We start from the raw sequence: 19906 nt of genomic DNA, 5'->3' as shown, positions 1-19906 counted from the left end.
ATAATGGGTGGCCTCCTGGTGAGGAGAAACCGCGCGCTCTCGATGGCAGTGCGGATATAAACATAAGGAGAAGGACGAACGATGCAAGCGAGCAAACTGACTGCAGTTTCCCTTACCGTGGCGTTGGCCCTGGCCGTGACCGCCTGCGGCAAAAAGGACGATACCGCCGCTGGGCAGGCGGGCGCCTCCGCGGCGTCGGCCGACAATAGCCCGGCCGTGGTGAAACTGGGCTTCGTCGCACCGCTGACCGGCCCGCAGGCGCACTATGGCGCCGAATACAAAAACGGCGTGACCCTGGCGGTCGAAGATGCCAACGCCGCCCACCCGACGCTCGGCGGCAAGCCGGTCAAGTTCGAGTTGGAACCGATGGATGACCAGGCCGATCCGAAGACCGCCACCGAAGTGGCGCAGAAGCTGATCGACGATAAGGTCAGCGGCGTGATCGGCCACTTCAACTCGGGCACCTCGATCCCGGCGTCCAAGCTCTATTCCGACGCCGGCATTCCGCAGATCGCCATGGCCACTGCGCCGGCCTTCACCGCGCAAGGCTTCAAGACCACTTTCCGTTCGATGACCTCCGACACGCAGCAGGGCAGCGTGATGGGCAACTACGTGGTCAAGAAGCTCGGCGCCAAGAACATCGCCATCATCGACGACCGAACCGCCTATGGCCAAGGCCTGGCGGACGAGTTCGCCAAGGCGGTCGAAGCTGCCGGCGGCAAGGTGATCAAGCGCGAGTACACCACCGACAAGGCTACCGATTTCGCTGCGATTCTGACCGCGCTCAAGGGGCAGCATCCGGACGTCATCTATTACGGCGGCGCGGACGCGCAGTCGGCGCCGATGGTCAAGCAGATGAAGCGCTTGGGCATCAGCACGCCGCTGGTCTCGGGTGAAATGACCAAGACGCCGGACTTCCTCAAGGTGGCGGGCAAGGATGCCGATGGCACGCTGGCGTCGCTGGCCGGCCTGCCGCTCGATCAGATGCCCAAGGGCAAGGACTACGCCAGCCGTTACAAGGCGCGCTTCAGCGAGGACGTGGCGACCTATTCGCCCTATGGCTATGACGCCACCCGCGTGCTGATCGCCGCCATGCTCAAGGCCGACTCGTCCGACCCTGCCAAGTACCTGCCGGTGCTGGCCGGCATCGACTACACCGATGCCGTCACCACGCCGCACTTGGGCTATGACGGCAAGGGCGACTTGAAGATCGGCGGTATTACCGTGTACAAGGTGGTCGACGGCAAGTGGACCGTGCTGGAGAGTGTCGGCGGCGCTACCGCATCCGCCGCGCAATAAGCCCGCGTCGTTGGGCCGCAAAAGCCGCTTCCTCGGAAGCGGCTTTTCTAATTGAATAAGTTGCCAGGCTCAGTGTTTGAGCTGGTCGAGCTCCTGCGCGGAAAGGCCTGTGCATTGCATGACGACAACACGGTCGATGCCGTTCATGAGCATGGATCGAGCCACCTCTTGCCGTCCTTCTTGCCGTCCTTCTTGCCGTCCTTCCTGACGGCCCACCTGCAGGGCTTCCTCACGGAGTCTTTCCGCAATGGTCATGACAACCTCCTCGTACTGCGGCGCGCTGTGCGCCAGGGCGTCCAGCAGGACGTTCGGCTGGGTCGTATCGCCAGCCAGCAGCATGTAATTAATTAAACTTTCCAATTGCTCTCGGCTACACGTGCCGAGGCTCAATAAGAATCGTAGGTCATCGATCAGTTCCATCATATCACGCTGACGGTGATGCTTCTGTACCAGCTCCAGCAGTGCCATGCGCCCATGGCCCCGGATTTCCTCGTCCGGGATCACGGTCACGTCGACCAACGCAAAGGCGTGACCGTACAACTGGGCGGCCATGTCCGGCTCGGTAAACAAATCGAGCCAGCACGTGCTGTAGGGGTAAGGCGACGTGGCGCCATGATAGAACAACAACGGCACGACCAAGGGTAGCGTGTCGTACCCTTTTTGCAGATGGCTTTGCATCGCGTCCAGGCAATAGGACATCAAGCGAAAGGCCATCCACTTGTCGGGTGACGATTGGTGTTCGATCAGACAATAGATGTAGGCCGGTTTGCTGCGCATTTGGACCGAATAGAGGATGTCAGAATGGCGCGCGCGCAGGTTACGCTTGATGAAGCTGCCCGGTTCGAGTCGAAGCGTCGACAGATCACATACGCCATGCACGGCCGGCGGCAGGTGAATGTCGAGAAAATCGCGCGCCGTGGCCGGGTCGGTCAGGAACTGTTTGAAGACGGCGTCGTGTGGGGTGGAGATGGGCATGGGCCGATGATAGCGGCCCATGGCTTGGCTGGCACGTCAGCGCGGTTCGCGTATGGCGGAAGGGCGAGGACGGGGGCTCCCTCGCCTTTTTTCACGCCATTACAGCAATGCGATTAACTGCCGCGAATGCCGTTGTACCTCGCGGCACGACAGGTCCAACTGGGCCAGCAATTGACTTGTGCTGTCGGGATATTTCACTATTGTCGCATAACATCATTTGCCAATCTTGATCATCCTAGACGACCGGTCTAATTGAGGCGTATCATAGCATATCCCCTTACTACGCTTGGACGTCCGCATGCTTAACTTCACCTATTACAACCCGACACGCATCGTGTTCGGGCGCGACACCATTGGTCAACTGTCAGAGCTTGTGCCGGCCGAAGCCCGCGTGTTGCTGCTCTATGGCGGCCAAAGCGCCGAGAAAACCGGTACGCTGGCCGAGGTGCGCGCCGCGCTGGCGCCGCGCACTGTGCTGGAGTTCGGCGGCATCGAGCCCAACCCGCATTTCGAAACGCTGATGGGCGCAGTGGCGAAAGTGCGCGAACACCGTCTGGATTTCTTGCTGGCAGTCGGTGGCGGCTCGGTGGTCGACGGTACCAAGTTCGTGGCCGCCGCGTCCTGTTTCGATGGCGATCCGGTACAGATCCTGAAGACGCGCGGCGCTGCCATCACCCAGGCATTGCCGTTGGGCGCGGTGTTGACGCTGGCTGCCACCGGCTCGGAAATGAACCCCACCGGGGTGGTGACGCATGTCGCGAGCCAGACCAAGCTGCCGTTCCGCAATCCGCTGCTGTTTCCGCGCTTCTCCATTCTCGACCCGGTCAAGACCTTTACCGTGCCGCCGCGCCAAGTGGCCAACGGCGTGGTCGACGCTTTCGTGCACGTGGCCGAGCAATATTTGACCGTGCCGGATGCCGCCCCGGTGCAGGAGCGTATGGCCGAAGGGCTGATGCAAACGTTGGTCGAGCTAGGGCCGCAAGTCCGCGCCAATCCGCAGGATTACGATGCGCGCGCGAGTCTCATGTGGGCCGCGACGATGGCGCTCAACGGCGTGGTGGGTGCCGGCGTGACGCACGACTGGTCGACGCACGGCATCGGCCATCCGCTGACCGCGCTCTATGACATGGACCATGCGCGCACGCTGGCGATCTTGTTGCCAGCCAACCTGATCGTCCGCCGTGGCGTCAAGCGCGCCAAGCTGCTGCAATACGCCGAGCGCGTGTGGGGCGTGCGCGACGGCGACGAGGAGGCGCGCATCGATCAGGCGATCGAACGCACGCGCGCGTTCTTCGAGGAGATGGGCTTGCCGACGCGGCTCTCCGCTTATGGCTTGGGCGACGAGGCCATCGATGCCGTGGTCGGCCAATTGGAGAAGAACGGCATTACCCGGCTCGGCGAGCGCGGCGAGGTGACACCGGCTGTGATGCGCCAGATTCTGCAAGCGGCGCGCTGAGCGCCGCTTGCGGTGGTGAAACGGACCCCGGACGCCGAAGGCTTACTTCGGATCGGGGTCTTTTGATTTGCGGATGAAAAGGGTCGCGCATACGCCCACCACCAGCGTGGCGACGACAATGGTGATTAAACTAAAAACACCTACATCGTCAGACAGAAGTTGCTGAATCAACGGCATTTTCATCTCCCTGTTGTCATTTATTATTTGCACAATATCTATATGGCATTGCTGCTGATCGACAAGATAACCATGCTATCAGTATGGTTTATTGATGCACGTCAAGGGTGTGTCGCCGTCGCCAAAGACCAGTGACGGGGGTTGATTCGCCGCGCGAAGATTGAATACGCTTGTCACTGCCGTCAACGCCATGAAGGAGCGTCTGTGTCATTGTCCGTCTTTTGCCTGGTATTGCTGGCCGCCGCGTCGCACGCCAGTTGGAACACCATCGTCAAGCAGGGCGCCGACAAGCCGCTGAGCACCGTGCTGGTGGCGACATCGGTCGGACTGCTGGGCGCGGTGCTGCTGCCGTTTTTGCCGTCGCCGGCGCAGGCGAGCTGGCCGTACATCGCCATTTCGGTGGCGTTGCAGATCGTTTATTTCGTTTTGCTCGCGCGCGCCTACCACCTGGCCGACATGAGCCAGACCTACCCGTTGATGCGCGGCGCGGCGCCGATCGTGGTGGCGCTGGTGGGGGCGTTGTGGCTGGGCGAGGTGTTGCCGTTGCCGGCTTGGCTTGGCATTGGCGGTATTGCCGCCGGCATTTTGAGCCTGCTTGCCGGTACGCCGAAGGGCGCGGATCGGCGAGGCTTCGCCACGGCGCTGACCAATGCGCTGGTGATCGCCGGCTATACCCTGATTGACGGCATGGGCGTGCGCCTATCCGGCGCGCCGCTTGCGTATGCCGCGTGGCTGTTCGTGTTGACCGGTCTGCCGCTCCTGGGGTGGGCGGCGGTGACGCGCGGTCCGGCTTTGCGCGATTATGCCGCGCGCCACTGGCGCTTGGGGTTGATCGGCGGCTTGGGCTCGCTGGTGTCCTATGGCGTGGTGCTGTGGGCGATGACACAGGCGCCGGTGGCCCTGGTGGCGGCGTTGCGCGAGACCTCGATTTTGTTTGGCGCGCTGCTGTCCTGGCGGCTGTTGGGCGAACGGACCGGCGCTAAGCGCGTGCTGTCGATCGGCATGATCGCGCTGGGCGCCGTGGCATTGCGCGCGAGTCGATAGCTCGTCTGGAGAATGGCGCGCGCGCGCCCAATTTGCTAGCCTGCGCCCTCTTGTTGGAGGGCAGTATGAAACCGGTTGTATCCACTTCGATTTCTGCATCGTATTTCGGCATGGTGCTCGGGCTGTGCGGCCTTGGCCAGGCCTGGCGCATCGCGGTCAAACTCTGGGGCGCACCGCCGCAAGCCGGCGAGGGCGTGCTGCTCTTGGCGGCATTGATCTGGGCCGGGCTGTTGCTGGCTTATCTGGCGCAGGCGTGGCGTCAGCCCGACGTCGTGCGGCGCGAGTTCGCGCATCCGGTACAGGGCAGTACGCCGGCGTTGTTGGCGGTATCGACGCTGCTGGTGTCGCTGGCGGCACTGCCGTATTCGCGCGCGCTGGCCTGGGGGTTGGCCGCCGCCGGGCTCGCCTGGCACCTGATGTTCGCGCTGTGGCATACCGGGCGGTCGTGGCAGGGCGGGCGCGAAACGCGCGACACCACGCCCAGTCTGTATTTGCCGACCGTAGCCGGCAATTTCACCAGCGCGGCGGCACTGGGCGGCTTGGGTCACCCCGATTGGGGCTGGCTGTTTCTAGGCGCCGGCGTCTTCTCTTGGCTAGCGATCGAATCTCTGATTTTCCAACGACTGTGGCAGCCGAGCGGCCTGCCGGCGGCGCAACGTCCGCTGATCGGCATCCAGTTCGCGCCGCCGGTGGTATGCGCCATGGCTTGGCTGATGCTGGTGCCGGGCTCGACCGACCATTGGCTGCTGATGCTGTGGGGCTATGGGCTGTTCCAGTTGCTCTTGGGGCTGCGCTTGCACCATTGGCTTGGCGAACAGCCGTTTGCCGCCTCCTATTGGGCCTATACCTTCGGCGTTGCCGCCACGACCGTCAGTGGCTTGAAACTGGCGTTGGCCGGCATTCCCGCGGCGCGCATACTATCCGTGCCGCTGTTTGCCGGCGCCAACCTGTTCATCGGTTGGCTGCTGATGCGCACGCTGGCGCGCACGGTTCGCCGCGGATGGGCGCATCGCTTTGTCGTTTGCCCCTGGCAGTGAATGACACTGCGGCGGGGCGCACTCCTCGCGCTGCATCCGGCGGACACCGGCCGCAGCCGCAAATAGTTTGCAGACAGGCCCTAGACCATGAACGATTTGTCGCGGTTTCTGGATGCGCAGCGTGATGTCTACGCCAGCGCTTTGGCCGAGCTGACCCGTGGCCGCAAAGAGGGCCATTGGATGTGGTTCGTCTTCCCCCAGTTGCGTGGGCTTGGCCACAGCGCGCACGCTGATTTCTATGGCATCGCCGACCTGGCCGAAGCCTCCGACTACCTGCAACACCCGGTTCTAGGGCCGCGGTTGATCGAATGCACCCAAGCCGTGCTGTCGCTTGCGCCGATGCCGCTCTCGCAGCGCTTCGGCTACCCCGACGACCTGAAGTTTGTTTCCTCGATGACACTTTTCAGTCTGGCGGCAGGCGCGCCTCCAGTCTTCTCTCTGGCGCTCGACCAATGCAATCGGGGGCAGCGCGATGCCGCGACGTTGCGATTGTTGGCGGGTAGATGAGGTGTGGTAGAGCGACCTTGTGTGATTTGATTGAATAATGTACTATTAATTTATGAATCAAATTGCACCATTGCCTCAAGACGAGGTGCTCGACAGCGCCGCCCGGGCCCATCAACTGGTTGCCGGCGAGCCGTTGGGCGATAAGGAAATCGCCGTGCTGTTGCGACTGAGCACCACCAAGCTGATGCATATGTTGTCGCAGCGGTTGGAACCGTATGGCCTCAACAGCAATAGCTATATCGGCTTGATGATGTTGCTCGGCACCAGCCGGCAATGTCTCAACCCGTCCGAACTGGCGTCGATGATCGGCGAGACGCGCGCCAATATGACGCGCATTTGCGACGATCTGGTGAAAAGGGGATTCATCCAACGCCTGCCTGACCCGCAAGACCGTCGGCGGGTGAATTTGTCGCTCAGCGATGCCGGACGCGCGCTGATCACCGCGCTGCAGCCGCAATCCAAGATACATATCGAGCGGACTTTCGAGATTTTTGACCAGGCAGAGAAAACGCAACTGGCTCGGCTGTTGAGCCGACTGAACCGTCATCTGGATTCATTGCTTTAACCCAATTGGCATGTAAATCCATGCCAATTTATTTAGGTGAATAGTTGAAAAATGAACTATCTATTTATCAATGAATGGTGTGGCCGTTGGCTCGCCGTGCTGACGCTGCTCTGCGTCAGCGGTTGTGCCTCGCTGCCGGCGCCCGACCCGGCGCCCCGTCTCGTCCAGGCGGGGCAGGCCGATTTCATGCTGCATGGCGACGCCGCCGCGCCCCGGCTCGACTGGTGGTCGCGCTATCACGATGCGCAACTCGATCGCTTGATCGCTCAGGCACTAGAGGGTTCGCCCAGCATGGCCCGCGCAGAGGCTCGCGTGCGCGCGGCGCGGGCCGCGGCAGGCGAAGCCGACGCCGAGGGGGGCGCCAGCCTGTCGGCCAACGCGAGCGCCTCGCGCCAGCTATATAGTCAGACGTCGATCTATCCGCCGCCGGTGGCCGGCAATTACCGCAACAGCGGCCTGCTGCACCTGGACTTCGCCTACGATTTCGACTTCTGGGGCCGCCATCGCAAGGCGCTGGAAGGCGCGCTCGGCCGCGAGGCTGCGGCGCGTGCCGATGGCGCTGCGGCGGCACTTACCTTGTCAGCCAGCGTGGCCACGGTTTACTTCCAGTGGCAGGCGGCTCAACAGCGGCTGGCGCTGACCCAGGACATCGCCACGGCTCAACAGCGCCTCTTGGCGGTGACTGCGGCGCGGGCCGGCACCGGCATCGCCAGCCAAGACGACGTTCAGCCGCTGTACGCCAACGCCGAGGCGCCACGGCAGAATCTCGTGGCGCTACGAACGCGGACGCTGTTGCTGCAAAACCAATTGCACGCGCTCTTGGGGCCGGAAACGCCGCTGCCGGTATTGCAGGCGCAAGCCTTGCCCGCCGACGAGATCCGCTTGCCCGGCGGCTTGTCGCTTGACCGGCTGGCGTGGCGGCCGGACGTCGTGGCGGCCCGTGACCGTGTCGAGGCCGCGCTGGCCGATGTGGATTCGGCGCGCGCCGCGTTCTATCCGGATTTTAGTCTAAGCGCGTTCATCGGCTTGAACAGTTTGCAAATGGACACGCTGCTGCATAGCGCGAGCCGCGAGCAGGCGGTGACGCCGGCGCTGCATTTGCCGCTGTTCGATGCCGGCCGGTTGCGCTCGATGCTGGATAGCCAGCGCGCCGCCGCCGCCCTGGCCGTGGCCGATTACGATCAGGCCGTGACCGATGCCGTCAAGGAAGTGAACGACGCCATGCTGCGTTTGCAGGGCAGTCAGGATCAATGGCCGGCGCTGCGTCATCAACTGGCGGCGCGCGAGCGCAACGTCGTCAACGCGATGGCGCGCCAGGCGGCGGGGCTCGCCGACCAGCGCGACGTGCAGCAAGCTCGTTTGGCTTGGCTCAACGTGCGCATTGAGGATATCGATCGACAGGAACAAACGCTGATGGCTCAGATCGACCTGAGTCGTGCCTTGGGTGGCGGCTACGACCGCGACAGCATGGCCGCCGTCCAACGAGAAGGAGCAAAGAACCATGAGTGAAGCCATTTCGCAGCCGGACGGCAACAACCGTCGACGTAAGCTGACCATCGCCGCCGCCGTGTTCGGGGCCATCGGCCTCGGCTATGGCGGTTGGTATCTGCTGTTTGGCCAATACGCCGAAAGCACCGACGACGCCTACGTCAATGCCAACATGGTGTACGTCAACACCCAGGTCACCGGCACCGTCACCGCGCTCGGCGCGGACGACAATCAGCCGGTGCGCGCCGGCCAGCCGCTGGTCACGCTCGACGGCGCCGACGCGCAGACGGCCCAAGCGCTGAGCGCAGCGCAACTGGGCGAAACCGTGCGCCAAGTGCGCGGCGCCTATGTGGCGGTGGCGGCCGCCGAGGCGACCGTGGCCCAACGCCAGAGCGATCTGACGCGGGCGCAGGGCGACCTCTCGCGCCGCCAAGCCTTGCCGGTGGGGGAGTCGGTATCGCAGGAGGAGCTGGCCCATGCTCGCGATGCCGTCCAGAGCGACCAGAATGCCCTGCTGGTGGCCGAGCGTCAGCTGGATCAGGCGCGCGCGGCAGTTGCCGGGGCCGTCTTGCGCCAGCACCCTAGCGTGATGCGCGCGCGCGCCGCCTATATTCAGGCGACGCTCAACGTGCTGCGCAATCAGATTCCCGCCCCGGTTGACGGCTATGTGGCCCGGCGCAGCGTGCAGGTCGGGCAACGGGTGGCGCCCGGCAGCGCGCTGATGGCGGTGGTGCCGCTGCAGGCGGCCTGGATCGACGCCAATTTCAAGGAACCGCAATTGCACAATATCCGCGTCGGTCAACCGGTGTCGGTGAACGTCGATCTGTATGGCGGTCGCGTGACCTATCACGGCACGGTGGCGAGCATGTCGGCGGGGTCCGGCGGCGCCTTCTCGCTCTTGCCGGCGCAAAACGCCACCGGCAACTGGATCAAGGTGGTGCAGCGGGTGCCGGTGCGTGTGGCGCTCGATCCGCGCGAGCTCGCCGCCCATCCGCTACGGGTCGGCTTGTCGGCGGAGGTCGAAGTCGATACGCACCATCGCGACGGCCGTGTTGACGCGGCGCTGCCGCTGCCTAACGTGGTCTTGAGCACGCCGGTGTTCGCTGCGCAACTGGCGACCGCCGAGCATCAGGCCGACGCTATCGTGGCGCGCGAGGCAGGGAGCGCGCCATGACAGAACTCGCCGCCCATCGCTTGACGCCGGGGGGGCTCGCGCTGCTCACGGTGGCGATGTCCTTGGGAACCTTCATGGAGGTACTGGATACCTCGATCGCCAACGTGGCGGTGCCGACCATCGCCGGCAACCTGGGCGCCAGCGCCAGCGACGGCACCTGGGTGATTACGTCCTATAGCTTGGCCGCGGCGATCGTGGTGCCGATTACCGGCTGGATCGCGCGCCGCTACGGCGAGGTGCGCACCTTCGTCACGGCGGTGGTGCTGTTCACGCTGGCGTCCGCCTTGTGCGGCTTCGCCACCAGCCTGCCGATGCTGGTGGGATTCCGCTTTTTACAGGGGCTTGTGTCCGGGCCGATGGTGCCGCTGTCGCAGACGCTGCTGTTGTCCAACTATCCGCCGCAGAAACGCGGCATGGCCATGGCGTTGTGGTCGATGACCGTGGTGGTGGCGCCGATCTTCGGCCCGCTGTTGGGCGGCTATATCACCGATAATCTGAGCTGGCCGTGGATCTTCTATATCAACGCGCCGGTCGGCGTGTTCGCCGCCATGACCACGTGGACGTTGCTGCACAAGCACGACACCCCGACGGTCAAGGTGCCGTTCGACGCGGTGGGGCTGGTACTGCTGGTGGTCGGCGTCGGCAGCCTGCAGCTGATGCTGGACAACGGCAACGACCTCGATTGGTTCAACTCCAACGTCATCACCACCTTGAGCGTCCTGGCGATTGTCGCGCTGACCTTCCTGGTGATCTGGGAATTGGACGACGCGCATCCGCTGGTGGACCTGACGCTGTTCAAATACCGCAATTTCCGTTTCGGCGTGCTGTCGCTGGCGCTGGGCTTCATGAGCTTCTTCGGCATGACGGTGCTGTTGCCGTTATGGCTGCAGACGGTGATGGGCTATACCTCGACCTGGGCCGGGGTCGCCACGGCGCCGGTCGGCATTCTGGCGCTGGTGTGTTCGCCGCTGTTGGGGCGCTTCATGCACCGCCTCGATCTGCGCGTGTTCTCGACGCTGGCGTTTGTGGTGTTCGCCTGGACCACCTGGTGGTTCTCGCGCATGACCTTGGACGTGTCGATCGGCGAACTGATGTTGCCGCGGCTGGTGCAGGGGGTGGCGACCGCCTGTTTCTTCGTGCCGATCAACCAGATCATCCTGTCGGGCATCGAGCCGCGGCGCTTGGCGGCGGCCTCGGGGTTGTCCAATTTCTTCCGCTCCTTGTCGGGCAGCATCGGCACCTCCATCGTCATCACCCTGTGGGACCATCGAACGCAGATGCACGAGGTGCGGCTATGGGAGAACATCACGCCCAACAGCGTCGAGGCCGACCATTATCTGTCGCAGCTGGGGCAGGTGGCGGGGATACAGGGCGATGGCGCTTGGCGCTACATCGGCAACCTCGTGCATCAGCAGAGCGCCATGTTCGCCACCAGCGAGCTGTTCTGGGGCATCGCCGTCCTGTTCTTCTGCCTGATCGCAGTGATTTGGCAGACGCGGCCGCCGTTCGGCGCGCCTTCCGGCGCCGGCGGGCACTGATCCGCGCGGGCATAAAAAAAGACTCGGCCATGGGCCGAGTCTTTTTTGCGACGGTAAGACGGATCAGTCTTCGTGCACGTTGAGCGCGTTGATATTGTAGCCGGCGTCGACGTACGTGATTTCACCGGTGATGCCCGAGGCCAGGTCCGACAGCAGGAAGGCGGCGGCATTGCCGACCTCCTCGGTGGTCACGTTGCGGCGCAGCGACGATTCCTGCGCGACGTGGTGCAAGAGCTTGGAGAAATCGCGGATGCCCGAGGCGGCCAGCGTTTTGATCGGGCCGGCGGAGATGCCGTTGACGCGAATGCCGTCGCGGCCGAGCGCGCTCGCCATGAAACGCACGGCGGCTTCCAGGCTGGCCTTGGCCAGACCCATCACGTTGTAGTTGGGGATGGCGCGCACCGCGCCGAGGTAGGACAGCGTCAACAGCGCCGCCTTGCGGCCCTGCATCATCGGACGCGCCGCCTTGGCCAGCGCCGGGAAACTGTAGGCGGAAACGTCATGCGAAATCTGGAACGCCTCGCGCGTCAGCGCGTCGAGGAAGTCGCCGTCGAGCGCTTCGCGCGGCGCGAAGGCGATGGCGTGCACCAGGCCGTCCAGGCCGTCCCAATCTTTGTTCAGATCGACGAACAGCTGCGTGATCTCGGCGTCGTTTTGCACGTCGCAACGGTAAACCTGCTTGCTGCCGAATTCGGCGGCCATGTCGCGCACGCGTTCTTCCAGCTTGTCGACGACATAGGTAAAGGCCAGCTCGGCGCCTTCACGATGACAGGCCTGGGCGATACCATAGGCGATGGATCGGTTGGAGATCATGCCAGTGATCAGAATTTTCTTTCCTTGCAGAAAACCCATCGTCAGTCCTTATTAGCTAAATGTAGCGTGCCATTATACCTAAGCGCCGCCTGAAGGGCAGCGGCCAAATTGTAGGACAGCCGAAAAAATCTATCTTGCATGGTATTCGGCCATACTGCGGCCAGGGTTGCCCCCTCCGGGTTGGCTTGCTACCATTTCTGCATCAAATAGACATAAGTAGAGAGCCAAACCATGAGTGATCTGATTCTGCACGTGACCGACAACTCTTTCGAACAAGATGTCCTGAAGGCCGATCTGCCGGTGCTGGTCGACTACTGGGCCGAGTGGTGCGGCCCATGTAAGATGATTGCGCCGATCCTGGAGGACGTGGCCAAGGAGTACGACGGCCGGCTGAAAGTGGTCAAGCTCAATATCGATCAAAACGAGCAGACGCCGCCGAAATACGGCATTCGCGGCATCCCGACGCTGATGCTGTTCAAGGACGGCAACGTGGTGGCGACCAAGGTCGGCGCACTGGCCAAAGGGCAATTGACGTCTTTTGTTGACAGTCACATTTAAAGTGTTTATTCTCGGCTGAATTCTTTAAGCGGGCGGCGGAAGTCGCCCGTGTCGTATCTGCTTCCACATCACAATCTCCCTCGCCAATCGTATTCGAGTCGAAACCGGCTGCTATGCATTTATCTGATCTGAAACATCTTCCAGTTACCCAGCTCGTCGAGATGGCTATTGCCAACGAGATCGACGGTGCCAACCGGCTGCGCAAGCAAGATTTGATCTTCGCGCTTTTGAAAAACCAGGCCAAAAAGGGCGAAAGCATCTACGGCGAAGGAACGTTGGAAGTGCTGCCCGACGGCTTCGGCTTCCTGCGTAGCCCCGATACGTCGTACTTGGCCGGCCCCGACGATATCTACGTCAGCCCAAGCCAGATCCGCCGCTTCAATCTGCACACCGGCGATTCGATCGAGGGCGAGATCCGCACGCCGAAGGACGGCGAGCGTTATTTCGCCCTGGTGAAGGTCGACAAAGTCAACCATGACGCGCCGGAAAATTCCAAGCACAAGATTCTGTTCGAAAACCTGACGCCGCTGTTTCCGACCGAAGCGCTGCATCTGGAACGCGAGATCCGCGCCGAGGAAAACATCACCGGGCGGATCATCGACCTGATCGCGCCGATCGGCAAAGGCCAGCGCGGCTTGCTGGTTGCGCCGCCCAAGTCGGGCAAGACGGTGATGCTGCAGCATATCGCGCACGCGATCACGTCCAATCACCCGGAAGTCGAGCTGATCGTGCTCTTGATCGACGAGCGCCCGGAAGAAGTGACCGAAATGCAACGCTCGGTGCGTGGCGAAGTGGTGTCGTCGACCTTCGACGAACCGGCCACCCGTCACGTGCAAGTAGCGGAAATGGTGATCGAGAAGGCCAAGCGCCTGGTCGAGCACAAGAAGGACGTGGTGATCCTGCTTGACTCCATCACCCGTCTGGCGCGTGCCTACAACACCGTGGTGCCGGCCTCCGGCAAGGTGCTGACCGGCGGTGTCGACGCCAACGCGCTGCAACGCCCGAAGCGCTTCTTCGGCGCGGCGCGCAACATCGAAGAGGGCGGCTCGCTGACCATCATCGCCACCGCCTTGATCGATACCGGCTCGCGCATGGACGATGTGATCTATGAAGAATTCAAGGGCACCGGCAACATGGAAATCCACCTTGACCGTCGCATGGCGGAAAAGCGGATTTTCCCGGCACTCAACATCAACCGTTCTGGCACGCGGCGTGAAGAGTTGCTGATCCCGCAGGAAAACCTGCAGCGGATCTGGGTGTTGCGCAAGCTGCTCTACCCGATGGACGATCTGGATGCGATGGAATTCCTGCAGGACAAGATCCGCGCCACCAAATCCAATTCGGCCTTCTTCGACTCGATGCGTCGCTAAGGCAAGCAAGCGTTTCCCTCAACGCCAGGTCGACACCTGGCGTTTTTTCATGTTCGTTGCACAGCTCAAATCAAATTAGAAAAATGGATACAGCAAGCCGTTTGAATTTAATGGAATGGATCTCGGCCATCGGCACCGTGGCCTTTGCCTTTTCCGGTTACCTGGTGGGCGTGAAAAAACGCCTGGATCTGTTGGGCATCCTGATTGTCGCGCTCTTGACCGGCATCGGCGGCGGGATCATGCGCGACGTGCTGGTTCACCGCGTGCCGTTGGTGTTCTACGATTATACCAACGTCGTCATCATTGCCATCACGCTGCTGCTGTCCTGGCTGACCGGATTGCACAAGCGCGAGAGCCAGACGTTTTACCGCGCTTTTATCGTCGCCGACTCGCTGGGGCTCGTGGCGTTCAGCATCACCGGCGCCCAGGTCGGCCTGATGTACGACCTCAACGCCTTCGGCGTGGTGCTGCTCGGCTTCATCACCGCCGTCGGCGGCGGGGTGGTGCGCGATATGATGGTGAACGACATTCCGTTCATCCTGCACGAAGATTTTTATGGCACCGTGTCGATCCTGGTTGCCGGCGGACTGTTCGTGCTGGATCAGCTGGTGTATGTCAACTATTTGAGTTTGCAATTGCTCTTTGGCATTGGTCTGGCCATTCGCCTGATCGGCCATTGGCGCGATATGACCCTGCCGAAGATCGGGATGGGTGGAGACAAGGAATAATACGATGTTGCCGACTAACCGGGCGGCCGCGTCCGAATGGATCGCGGATCGGCTCGCGCGCGGGCCGGATGATCGCTGGCACGACGCCATGCCGCCGCGGCATGCGTTCGAATCGGCGAGTCCCGCCGCGGTATTGATTGGCCTTGTTTGGCGGCCCGAGGGGCCGACGGTGCTGTTGACGCGCCGTAGCGACGATCTGCCCACGCATGCCGGCCAGGTCAGTTTCCCCGGCGGCAAGCAGGAGGCGCAGGACCAGGGACCCATCGACACCGCGCTACGCGAGGCCGAGGAGGAAATCGGCCTCGACCGTGCGCTGGTGCGGGTGCTGGGCACGTTGCCGCGGTTTGTCACCATCACGCGTTTCTCGGTGGTGCCGGTGGTGGGCATGCTCGACGCGCCGCCGGTCTTGACGCCGCACCCGGGCGAAGTGGCCGCTATTTTCGAGGTGCCGCTCGCGCATGTGCTGCGCGCCGATTTGTATCGGCGTCACGCTTATGAGCGCGACGGCGTGAAGGGTTTCTATCTGTCTCTTAGTTGGCAGGAGCATTTCATCTGGGGGGCGACCGCCGCCATGCTGCACCTGCTGGCGCTGACCCTGTCAGAGGGGCCCTAATGTTTCGTCGCACATCAGTTGATTGCCGCCGGCATGCTTGGCGTCGTTCATCAGATTTTCCGCCCGCTGCGCCAACGCTTCCGCCGAGTCTCCCAATCGCCAGCAGGTGATGCCGCCGCTGAAGGTGACGTTATGTTCGGCAAACGGAAAAATCGTGGCCGCTACCTTGCAACGAATCCGCTCCACAACCTGATAGGCGTAGTCGATCGACGTATTGGTGAACACCACCATGAACTCCTCGTCGGCGATGCGCGCGCAAACATCGGTGGCGCGTGTGCAATCGACCAGCGTGTTAGCCACCGCGATCAAGACGTTGTCGCCGGCCTGGCGACCGTAGCGTTCGTTGAAGTCGTGGAAATGATCGATGTCGAAGCACGCCAGCGATAACGGCAGATCGTAGCGTTGGCTGCGATGAATTTCCCCGCTCAAAGCCTGTTCCGCCGACTTACGGTTGGCCAAGCGGGTCAGCATGTCGGTGCGCGCCATGGCGTCGAGCTGCTGCTGATGATCGGCGAGGCGCTCGGCCAGGCGATAGTGTTCGGAGCGGTCCGTTAGCGTGATCATGCACTGCGTGCGCCCTTCTACCCGCAGATTGTGCATGCTGATCCTGACCCATAGCCGCGTCTGCGTGTCGCGTTCGATCTCGATGTCTTGATCGTGAGCCAAGTGGCCTTGGCGCAGCCATTCAATCACCGGGTGCAGCTGAAAGCGCGGCAGCGGGTCGTCGGTGCCGCCCGCGCGCCAATCGTCATCCGGGTTTCCCCAGTCGAGCAGGGCGCGTGCCGCCGGGTTGGCGAAGTGCACGTGCTCGCTCTCGGTATCCACCAGCACGATGCCGAGCGGCACCGCCGCAAGGAGGCCGCGCCAGCGCTGCTCGCTGTCGTGGAGCGCCTCGCTGCAAGCGAGCAGCCGCTCGCCGACACATAGGTGCTGTACCTGCTGGCGCGCTCCCCAGCGCACCAGCACCGCCAAGAGAAGCCAAACCAATACGTCGCTGCCCAGCTGCCAATAGAAGGCGGCGCGGTCCGCGCTCGTGTCCCGCCCGACCGCCACGGTCAGCGGATAATTGTCCAATTGCCGTTCGCTATAGAGCAGTGGCGTGCGGCCGCTGCTCGCGCCGGCACGATAGATCTGATGTTTGTCTTCCTGCCAGAGCATTTGGCGCGGCGCGGCCGCCGGCTGCGCGTCGGCGCTGTCCCTGGCCGGCCAGGCGGCGGCCTGGTGTCGGAAGCGATCAAAAATCAGGACCTCGCCGCGCTCGCCGGCGGCGGCGTTGGCGAACATCGATTGCATGCTGCTTTCCGCCAGCTCCGCCACGGCCATGCCGATGACGTTATGCTGGGCATCGTACAACCGCGCGGCATGAAGGATCTCGTCGTTGCCGCCCGCGCCGGCCGAGGCGGTAAAGAAAATATCGTTGCGGCGGCCCTCCTCGTGCATCCAGGCGCACAGATCGTCCGGAAGGGATTTGCGCCTCCCGCTTTGGCTGCTGAACGCCGGCGCGCAGTGAAAGTCGACGATGCGGATCTGCGACAGATAGGCGATGCGCTCAATGCTGGTGCTGACGAAATGGCGCAGTTGGTCGCGCTCGCGCTGGGACAGCGGCTGATTGTTCAAATGGGCGGCAACCAGCGGATTGTCGCCGAGCGCGTCGAACACCAAGTCGATGTCGCGCAGGGTGTCGCTTAGCTGATTGGCGAGATATTGGCTGGCGGCGGCGACGCGCTGCTCGGACTCCCGTTCGCGCGCGGCCCGGTCTCGCGCCAAATCGAAGGTCAGAAGCGCCAAAAACGCCAGCAGCAAGGCGATACTGGCGAGCCGAACGCCCAAGGCGCTCTTGAATGCGCGAATGCCGCCCGAGTCCATGGTAGGCCGTTCTTCTTAATGACCCCTTCAGTTTATACCATCGGCCTGGGAGAGGGTCCTAGGATTGGAAGCGCATCGACAAGTCGACGGCACGGATATCCTTGGTCAGTTTGCCGATGGAAATGCGGTCGACGCCGGTTTCGGCGATGGCGCGCACCGCCTCGAGCGCCACGCCGCCAGAGGCCTCCAGTTCGGCGCGGCCGGCGGCCAAATTCACCGCCTCTCGCATGGTGGCATTGTCCATGTTGTCGAGCAGCACCAGCCGCGCGCCAGCGGCCAGCGCCTGGCGCAGTTGGTCCAGCGTTTCGACTTCGATCTGCACGGTAACGTGCGCCGGCGCCAGTCGTGTCGCGGCGGCGAGCGCCTCGGCCACGCCACCGGCCGCCATGATGTGGTTTTCCTTGATCAGAATGCCGTCGAAGAGGCCAATGCGCTGATTGTCGCCACCGCCGACCGTGACGGCGTATTTCTGTGCCAAACGTAGGCCAGGCAGGGTTTTTCGCGTATCAAGGATGCGTGCGCGCGTGCCGGCGACGGCGTCGACGTATTGACAGGTGACCGTAGCCACGGCCGACAGTGTTTGTAGAAAATTGAGGCCGGTGCGCTCGCCCGTCAGCAGCGCGCGCGCAGGCCCGCTCAGGCGGCACAGTACTTGGCCGGGTGCGACGCGTTCGCCCTCACGCGCGAGCCAAGCGATCTCCACCGCGGGATCGACTTGGCGAAAGCATTCGGCAAACCAGGGTGTGCCGCACAGCACGGCCGCTTCGCGCGCGATCACCGTGGCGGTGCCGAGCGCGTCGGCGGCGATCAGCGCCGCGGTCCAGTCGGCGGCGCCGATATCCTCTGCCAGCGCGCGGCTAACGTCCTGAGCGATTCGATGCGGGGGGGGCGGCGTGATCATGGCATATCCTGTGAGGCAAAGAGCGCATTGTACCCAATGCGGCGCCATGATGGACGCGCGGGTTATGGCAAATCGGTTATCATCGGTCATTCGATTGTCATGGTGAACCCATGAATTTCCCGGCCGGCCTGTTTCCCTTGCCGTTTTTGCTGGTGTTGGACTTCGCTACGCTGGCGGCGCTTTGCGTGGCGGCATGGCGTTTCCCCTGGCGCCAATTGACCGCGGCGCAAATCAATGCTTGGCTCGGCGCCTGCGTGGCGGCAATGGTGCTGTGGACGCTGAAATACGATGCGCGGCCCGGGCTCAGTTACCATTTGCTCGGCATGACGGTGCTGACCCTGATGATGGGGCCGGCGTTGGCGATGCTCGCCGCCGCGCTGGTGATTGCCGTGGCGTGTTTGATGGCGGGCGGCGCTTGGCAGCCGCTCGGTCTTGATTGGCTGACCAGCGGCGTGCTGCCGGTGGCATTGACTTGGGCCTCGTTGCGGTTGATCCAGCGCCGGCTGCCTTGCAATTACTTTGTCTATCTGTTCCTGAACGCCTTCCTGACCGGAGGGCTTGCCATGGCGGCCGCGGGGTTGGCGGGGGTGGCGGTGCTGGGGGCGTTCGGCGTTTATGCCTGGGACGGCTTGTTGAGCGAGGCGCTGCCGTACTATCTGCTGCTGGCCTGGTCGGAGGCGTTCCTGACGGGCTTGCTGATGGCGATCCTGATCGTCTACCGGCCGCGTTGGGTGGCGAGTTTCGATGATGCGCGCTATTTGAAGAATTGAGGGGGGAGAAAACCGATGCCTTTCGCGCTATGGAGTATCCTGATTGCCGCTTTTCTGCCGTTGGTCTGGGTCGGGGTCGCCAAATTCGGCGCGCCTTACGACAATAGCCGCCCGCGCGACACCCTGGCGCAGGCCACCGGCTATCGCCAACGCGCCAACTGGGCGCAACAAAACGCCTGGGAAGCCTTTGCGCCGTACGCGGCGGCGGTGATCGTGGCGTACGTCATGAAGGTGCCGCCGGCCCTGCTTAACGCCGCCGCCGGGGTGTTCCTGCTCGCGCGCGTGGCGCATGGCCTGTGCTATGTGGCTAATCTGTCGACGCCGCGCTCGCTGTGCTGGGCGATCGGAGTCGGGTGCGTGGTCTACCTGTTCGTGATGGCCGGCATGCGCTGACGCGCACGGAGCTGGTTGCAACGAGCCCCTACAGCGCGCCCAGCGAATGCAGCGCCTGCTCGACTTGTGCGAGACCCACGGTATGAAACGCCCGCCAGCCGATGGCGCGCGCGGGCAGTACGCACTCGATGTTGTCGTCGAAGAAGGCAATGCGCTCGGGCGGCACGCCCAGCGCGTCGGTCACGTGCCGGTAAATCTCCGGATCGGGCTTTTTCAGGTGGATTTCGTGCGAGGCGAACACCGGGTCGAAATATTGTCCCAGGTCGAGGTCGCGTGCGATGCGCTCGAAATGGGCGGCGTTGTTGTTGGTCAGCGTCGCCAGGCGATAGCGGCCTTTGAGCCGGTCCAAGAGCGCGTGTGTGCCGGGGAAGACCCCCTTGACCCAGCTCAGGTAGGCGGCGATAAACGCTTCGCGGGTGAAATCGAGATCGAGCTCGGCGATGGCGCCATCGGCGAATTCCTCGACCGTGCACAGCCCCAGATCCTGTTTGCCCACCCATGGCGACGTCAACCAGAACCGCCGCGCCGTTTCGCGATCGATGCGCCCGCCGCTGTGTTCGACCAATGGCGACGTGCCGTCCCATTCCACCAGTACGCCGCCCAGATCGAACAGCAAGACTTCGACTTGCATGAG

Annotated in this window: 21 protein-coding genes; 15 read left to right on the top strand and 6 right to left on the bottom strand. The window is 63.0% G+C overall.

Annotation, left to right across the window (positions count from 1 at the left end):
• Nucleotides 1–81 precede the first annotated feature (81 nt).
• Nucleotides 82–1299 (top strand): branched-chain amino acid ABC transporter substrate-binding protein, encoded by a 1218-nt coding sequence (locus JOZ06_RS02530; RefSeq protein ID WP_293228318.1) that lies wholly within the window; start codon nt 82–84, stop codon nt 1297–1299.
• Between the two features lie 69 nt (nt 1300–1368).
• On the opposite strand, the gene JOZ06_RS02525 is transcribed toward JOZ06_RS02530, so the two are convergent.
• Nucleotides 1369–2274: an Rpn family recombination-promoting nuclease/putative transposase gene (locus tag JOZ06_RS02525; protein ID WP_293228316.1), complete on the bottom strand. Its 906-nt coding sequence runs from the start codon at nt 2272–2274 to the stop codon at nt 1369–1371.
• 298 nt (nt 2275–2572) lie between these two features.
• Here JOZ06_RS02525 and JOZ06_RS02520 point away from each other — a divergent pair, with 298 nt between their 5' ends.
• Nucleotides 2573–3730 carry an iron-containing alcohol dehydrogenase gene (locus JOZ06_RS02520; protein WP_293228314.1) on the top strand — a complete coding sequence of 386 codons (1158 nt, stop codon included), beginning with the start codon at nt 2573–2575 and terminating at the stop codon, nt 3728–3730.
• Nucleotides 3731–3772: 42 nt separating this feature from the next.
• On the opposite strand, the gene JOZ06_RS02515 is transcribed toward JOZ06_RS02520, so the two are convergent.
• On the bottom strand, nt 3773–3907 hold the full coding sequence (locus JOZ06_RS02515) for a DUF3149 domain-containing protein (RefSeq protein WP_293228312.1): 135 nt from the start codon (nt 3905–3907) through the stop codon (nt 3773–3775).
• 204 nt (nt 3908–4111) lie between these two features.
• Between JOZ06_RS02515 and JOZ06_RS02510 the strand changes: the two genes are divergently transcribed.
• From JOZ06_RS02510 to JOZ06_RS02480, 7 genes are all read left to right on the top strand, one after another.
• Entirely contained in the window at nt 4112–4951 is an 840-nt protein-coding gene (locus tag JOZ06_RS02510) for an EamA family transporter (protein ID WP_293228311.1), read from the top strand.
• 65 nt (nt 4952–5016) lie between these two features.
• Entirely contained in the window at nt 5017–5988 is a 972-nt protein-coding gene (gene tehA, locus JOZ06_RS02505) for a dicarboxylate transporter/tellurite-resistance protein TehA (protein WP_293228310.1), read from the top strand.
• An 87-nt stretch (nt 5989–6075) separates the two neighbouring features.
• Entirely contained in the window at nt 6076–6495 is a 420-nt protein-coding gene (locus tag JOZ06_RS02500; protein ID WP_293228309.1) for a DUF1810 domain-containing protein, read from the top strand.
• A gap of 52 nt (nt 6496–6547) precedes the next feature.
• On the top strand, nt 6548–7060 hold the full coding sequence (locus tag JOZ06_RS02495; protein ID WP_293228308.1) for a MarR family transcriptional regulator: 513 nt from the start codon (nt 6548–6550) through the stop codon (nt 7058–7060).
• Between the two features lie 51 nt (nt 7061–7111).
• Nucleotides 7112–8569, top strand: coding sequence for an efflux transporter outer membrane subunit (locus JOZ06_RS02490; RefSeq protein ID WP_293228307.1), 1458 nt, complete (start codon nt 7112–7114; stop codon nt 8567–8569).
• On the top strand, nt 8562–9722 hold the full coding sequence (locus JOZ06_RS02485) for an efflux RND transporter periplasmic adaptor subunit (protein WP_293228306.1): 1161 nt from the start codon (nt 8562–8564) through the stop codon (nt 9720–9722). The genes JOZ06_RS02490 and JOZ06_RS02485 overlap by 8 nt, the downstream gene beginning before the upstream one ends.
• On the top strand, nt 9719–11260 hold the full coding sequence (locus JOZ06_RS02480) for a DHA2 family efflux MFS transporter permease subunit (protein WP_293228304.1): 1542 nt from the start codon (nt 9719–9721) through the stop codon (nt 11258–11260). Before JOZ06_RS02485 ends, JOZ06_RS02480 begins: the two co-directional genes overlap by 4 nt.
• A gap of 63 nt (nt 11261–11323) precedes the next feature.
• On the opposite strand, the gene fabI is transcribed toward JOZ06_RS02480, so the two are convergent.
• The gene (fabI, locus tag JOZ06_RS02475; RefSeq protein ID WP_293228303.1) at nt 11324–12112 is read right to left on the bottom strand and encodes an enoyl-ACP reductase FabI; all 789 of its coding nucleotides are present in this window, start codon (nt 12110–12112) and stop codon (nt 11324–11326) included.
• A gap of 192 nt (nt 12113–12304) precedes the next feature.
• On the opposite strand from fabI, the gene trxA reads away from it, so the two are divergent.
• From trxA to JOZ06_RS02455, 4 genes are all read left to right on the top strand, one after another.
• Complete coding sequence (gene trxA, locus JOZ06_RS02470) at nt 12305–12631, top strand: thioredoxin TrxA (RefSeq protein WP_293228301.1); 327 nt, start codon at nt 12305–12307, stop codon at nt 12629–12631.
• 113 nt (nt 12632–12744) lie between these two features.
• Nucleotides 12745–14001, top strand: coding sequence for a transcription termination factor Rho (rho, locus tag JOZ06_RS02465; RefSeq protein WP_293228300.1), 1257 nt, complete (start codon nt 12745–12747; stop codon nt 13999–14001).
• Between the two features lie 110 nt (nt 14002–14111).
• Nucleotides 14112–14729 carry a trimeric intracellular cation channel family protein gene (locus JOZ06_RS02460; RefSeq protein WP_293228299.1) on the top strand — a complete coding sequence of 206 codons (618 nt, stop codon included), beginning with the start codon at nt 14112–14114 and terminating at the stop codon, nt 14727–14729.
• 4 nt (nt 14730–14733) lie between these two features.
• A complete protein-coding gene (locus JOZ06_RS02455; protein ID WP_293228297.1) occupies nt 14734–15342 on the top strand; it encodes a CoA pyrophosphatase in 609 nt (202 codons plus the stop codon).
• On the opposite strand, the gene JOZ06_RS02450 is transcribed toward JOZ06_RS02455, so the two are convergent.
• Together JOZ06_RS02450 and nadC are read right to left on the bottom strand one after the other, a co-directional pair.
• A complete protein-coding gene (locus JOZ06_RS02450; RefSeq protein ID WP_293228296.1) occupies nt 15328–17208 on the bottom strand; it encodes a diguanylate cyclase in 1881 nt (626 codons plus the stop codon). The genes JOZ06_RS02455 and JOZ06_RS02450 overlap by 15 nt on opposite strands.
• Nucleotides 17209–17266: 58 nt before the next feature.
• Nucleotides 17267–18109, bottom strand: coding sequence for a carboxylating nicotinate-nucleotide diphosphorylase (gene nadC, locus JOZ06_RS02445; protein ID WP_293228294.1), 843 nt, complete (start codon nt 18107–18109; stop codon nt 17267–17269).
• Nucleotides 18110–18219: 110 nt separating this feature from the next.
• On the opposite strand from nadC, the gene JOZ06_RS02440 reads away from it, so the two are divergent.
• Together JOZ06_RS02440 and JOZ06_RS02435 are read left to right on the top strand one after the other, a co-directional pair.
• Complete coding sequence (locus JOZ06_RS02440; RefSeq protein ID WP_293228292.1) at nt 18220–18879, top strand: energy-coupling factor ABC transporter permease; 660 nt, start codon at nt 18220–18222, stop codon at nt 18877–18879.
• Between the two features lie 15 nt (nt 18880–18894).
• On the top strand, nt 18895–19272 hold the full coding sequence (locus JOZ06_RS02435) for an MAPEG family protein (RefSeq protein ID WP_293228291.1): 378 nt from the start codon (nt 18895–18897) through the stop codon (nt 19270–19272).
• A 28-nt stretch (nt 19273–19300) separates the two neighbouring features.
• Here the strand turns inward: JOZ06_RS02435 and JOZ06_RS02430 are convergent, their stop codons facing one another.
• Nucleotides 19301–19903, bottom strand: a complete 603-nt coding sequence (locus JOZ06_RS02430) for an HAD family hydrolase (RefSeq protein ID WP_293228290.1) — start codon at nt 19901–19903, stop codon at nt 19301–19303.
• Between the last annotated feature and the right edge of the window lie 3 nt (nt 19904–19906).

The organism is Paludibacterium sp. (assembly GCF_019232825.1).
In the GTDB taxonomy this organism is placed as follows: domain Bacteria; phylum Pseudomonadota; class Gammaproteobacteria; order Burkholderiales; family Chromobacteriaceae; genus Paludibacterium.
Note: the sequence above shows the minus strand (reverse complement) of the source record. Positions and strands in the feature narration are given on the sequence as shown.

Coding starts and splice junctions, on each gene's coding strand:
- JOZ06_RS02530 (WP_293228318.1), top strand. CDS start 82: ATGCAAGCGAGCAAACTGACTGCAGTTTCCCTTACCGTGGCGTTGGCC.
- JOZ06_RS02525 (WP_293228316.1), bottom strand. CDS start 2,274: ATGCCCATCTCCACCCCACACGACGCCGTCTTCAAACAGTTCCTGACC.
- JOZ06_RS02520 (WP_293228314.1), top strand. CDS start 2,573: ATGCTTAACTTCACCTATTACAACCCGACACGCATCGTGTTCGGGCGC.
- JOZ06_RS02515 (WP_293228312.1), bottom strand. CDS start 3,907: ATGCCGTTGATTCAGCAACTTCTGTCTGACGATGTAGGTGTTTTTAGT.
- tehA (WP_293228310.1), top strand. CDS start 5,017: ATGAAACCGGTTGTATCCACTTCGATTTCTGCATCGTATTTCGGCATG.
- JOZ06_RS02500 (WP_293228309.1), top strand. CDS start 6,076: ATGAACGATTTGTCGCGGTTTCTGGATGCGCAGCGTGATGTCTACGCC.
- JOZ06_RS02495 (WP_293228308.1), top strand. CDS start 6,548: ATGAATCAAATTGCACCATTGCCTCAAGACGAGGTGCTCGACAGCGCC.
- JOZ06_RS02490 (WP_293228307.1), top strand. CDS start 7,112: ATGAACTATCTATTTATCAATGAATGGTGTGGCCGTTGGCTCGCCGTG.
- JOZ06_RS02485 (WP_293228306.1), top strand. CDS start 8,562: ATGAGTGAAGCCATTTCGCAGCCGGACGGCAACAACCGTCGACGTAAG.
- JOZ06_RS02480 (WP_293228304.1), top strand. CDS start 9,719: ATGACAGAACTCGCCGCCCATCGCTTGACGCCGGGGGGGCTCGCGCTG.
- fabI (WP_293228303.1), bottom strand. CDS start 12,112: ATGGGTTTTCTGCAAGGAAAGAAAATTCTGATCACTGGCATGATCTCC.
- trxA (WP_293228301.1), top strand. CDS start 12,305: ATGAGTGATCTGATTCTGCACGTGACCGACAACTCTTTCGAACAAGAT.
- rho (WP_293228300.1), top strand. CDS start 12,745: ATGCATTTATCTGATCTGAAACATCTTCCAGTTACCCAGCTCGTCGAG.
- JOZ06_RS02460 (WP_293228299.1), top strand. CDS start 14,112: ATGGAATGGATCTCGGCCATCGGCACCGTGGCCTTTGCCTTTTCCGGT.
- JOZ06_RS02455 (WP_293228297.1), top strand. CDS start 14,734: ATGTTGCCGACTAACCGGGCGGCCGCGTCCGAATGGATCGCGGATCGG.
- JOZ06_RS02450 (WP_293228296.1), bottom strand. CDS start 17,208: ATGGACTCGGGCGGCATTCGCGCATTCAAGAGCGCCTTGGGCGTTCGG.
- nadC (WP_293228294.1), bottom strand. CDS start 18,109: ATGATCACGCCGCCCCCCCCGCATCGAATCGCTCAGGACGTTAGCCGC.
- JOZ06_RS02440 (WP_293228292.1), top strand. CDS start 18,220: ATGAATTTCCCGGCCGGCCTGTTTCCCTTGCCGTTTTTGCTGGTGTTG.
- JOZ06_RS02435 (WP_293228291.1), top strand. CDS start 18,895: ATGCCTTTCGCGCTATGGAGTATCCTGATTGCCGCTTTTCTGCCGTTG.
- JOZ06_RS02430 (WP_293228290.1), bottom strand. CDS start 19,903: ATGCAAGTCGAAGTCTTGCTGTTCGATCTGGGCGGCGTACTGGTGGAA.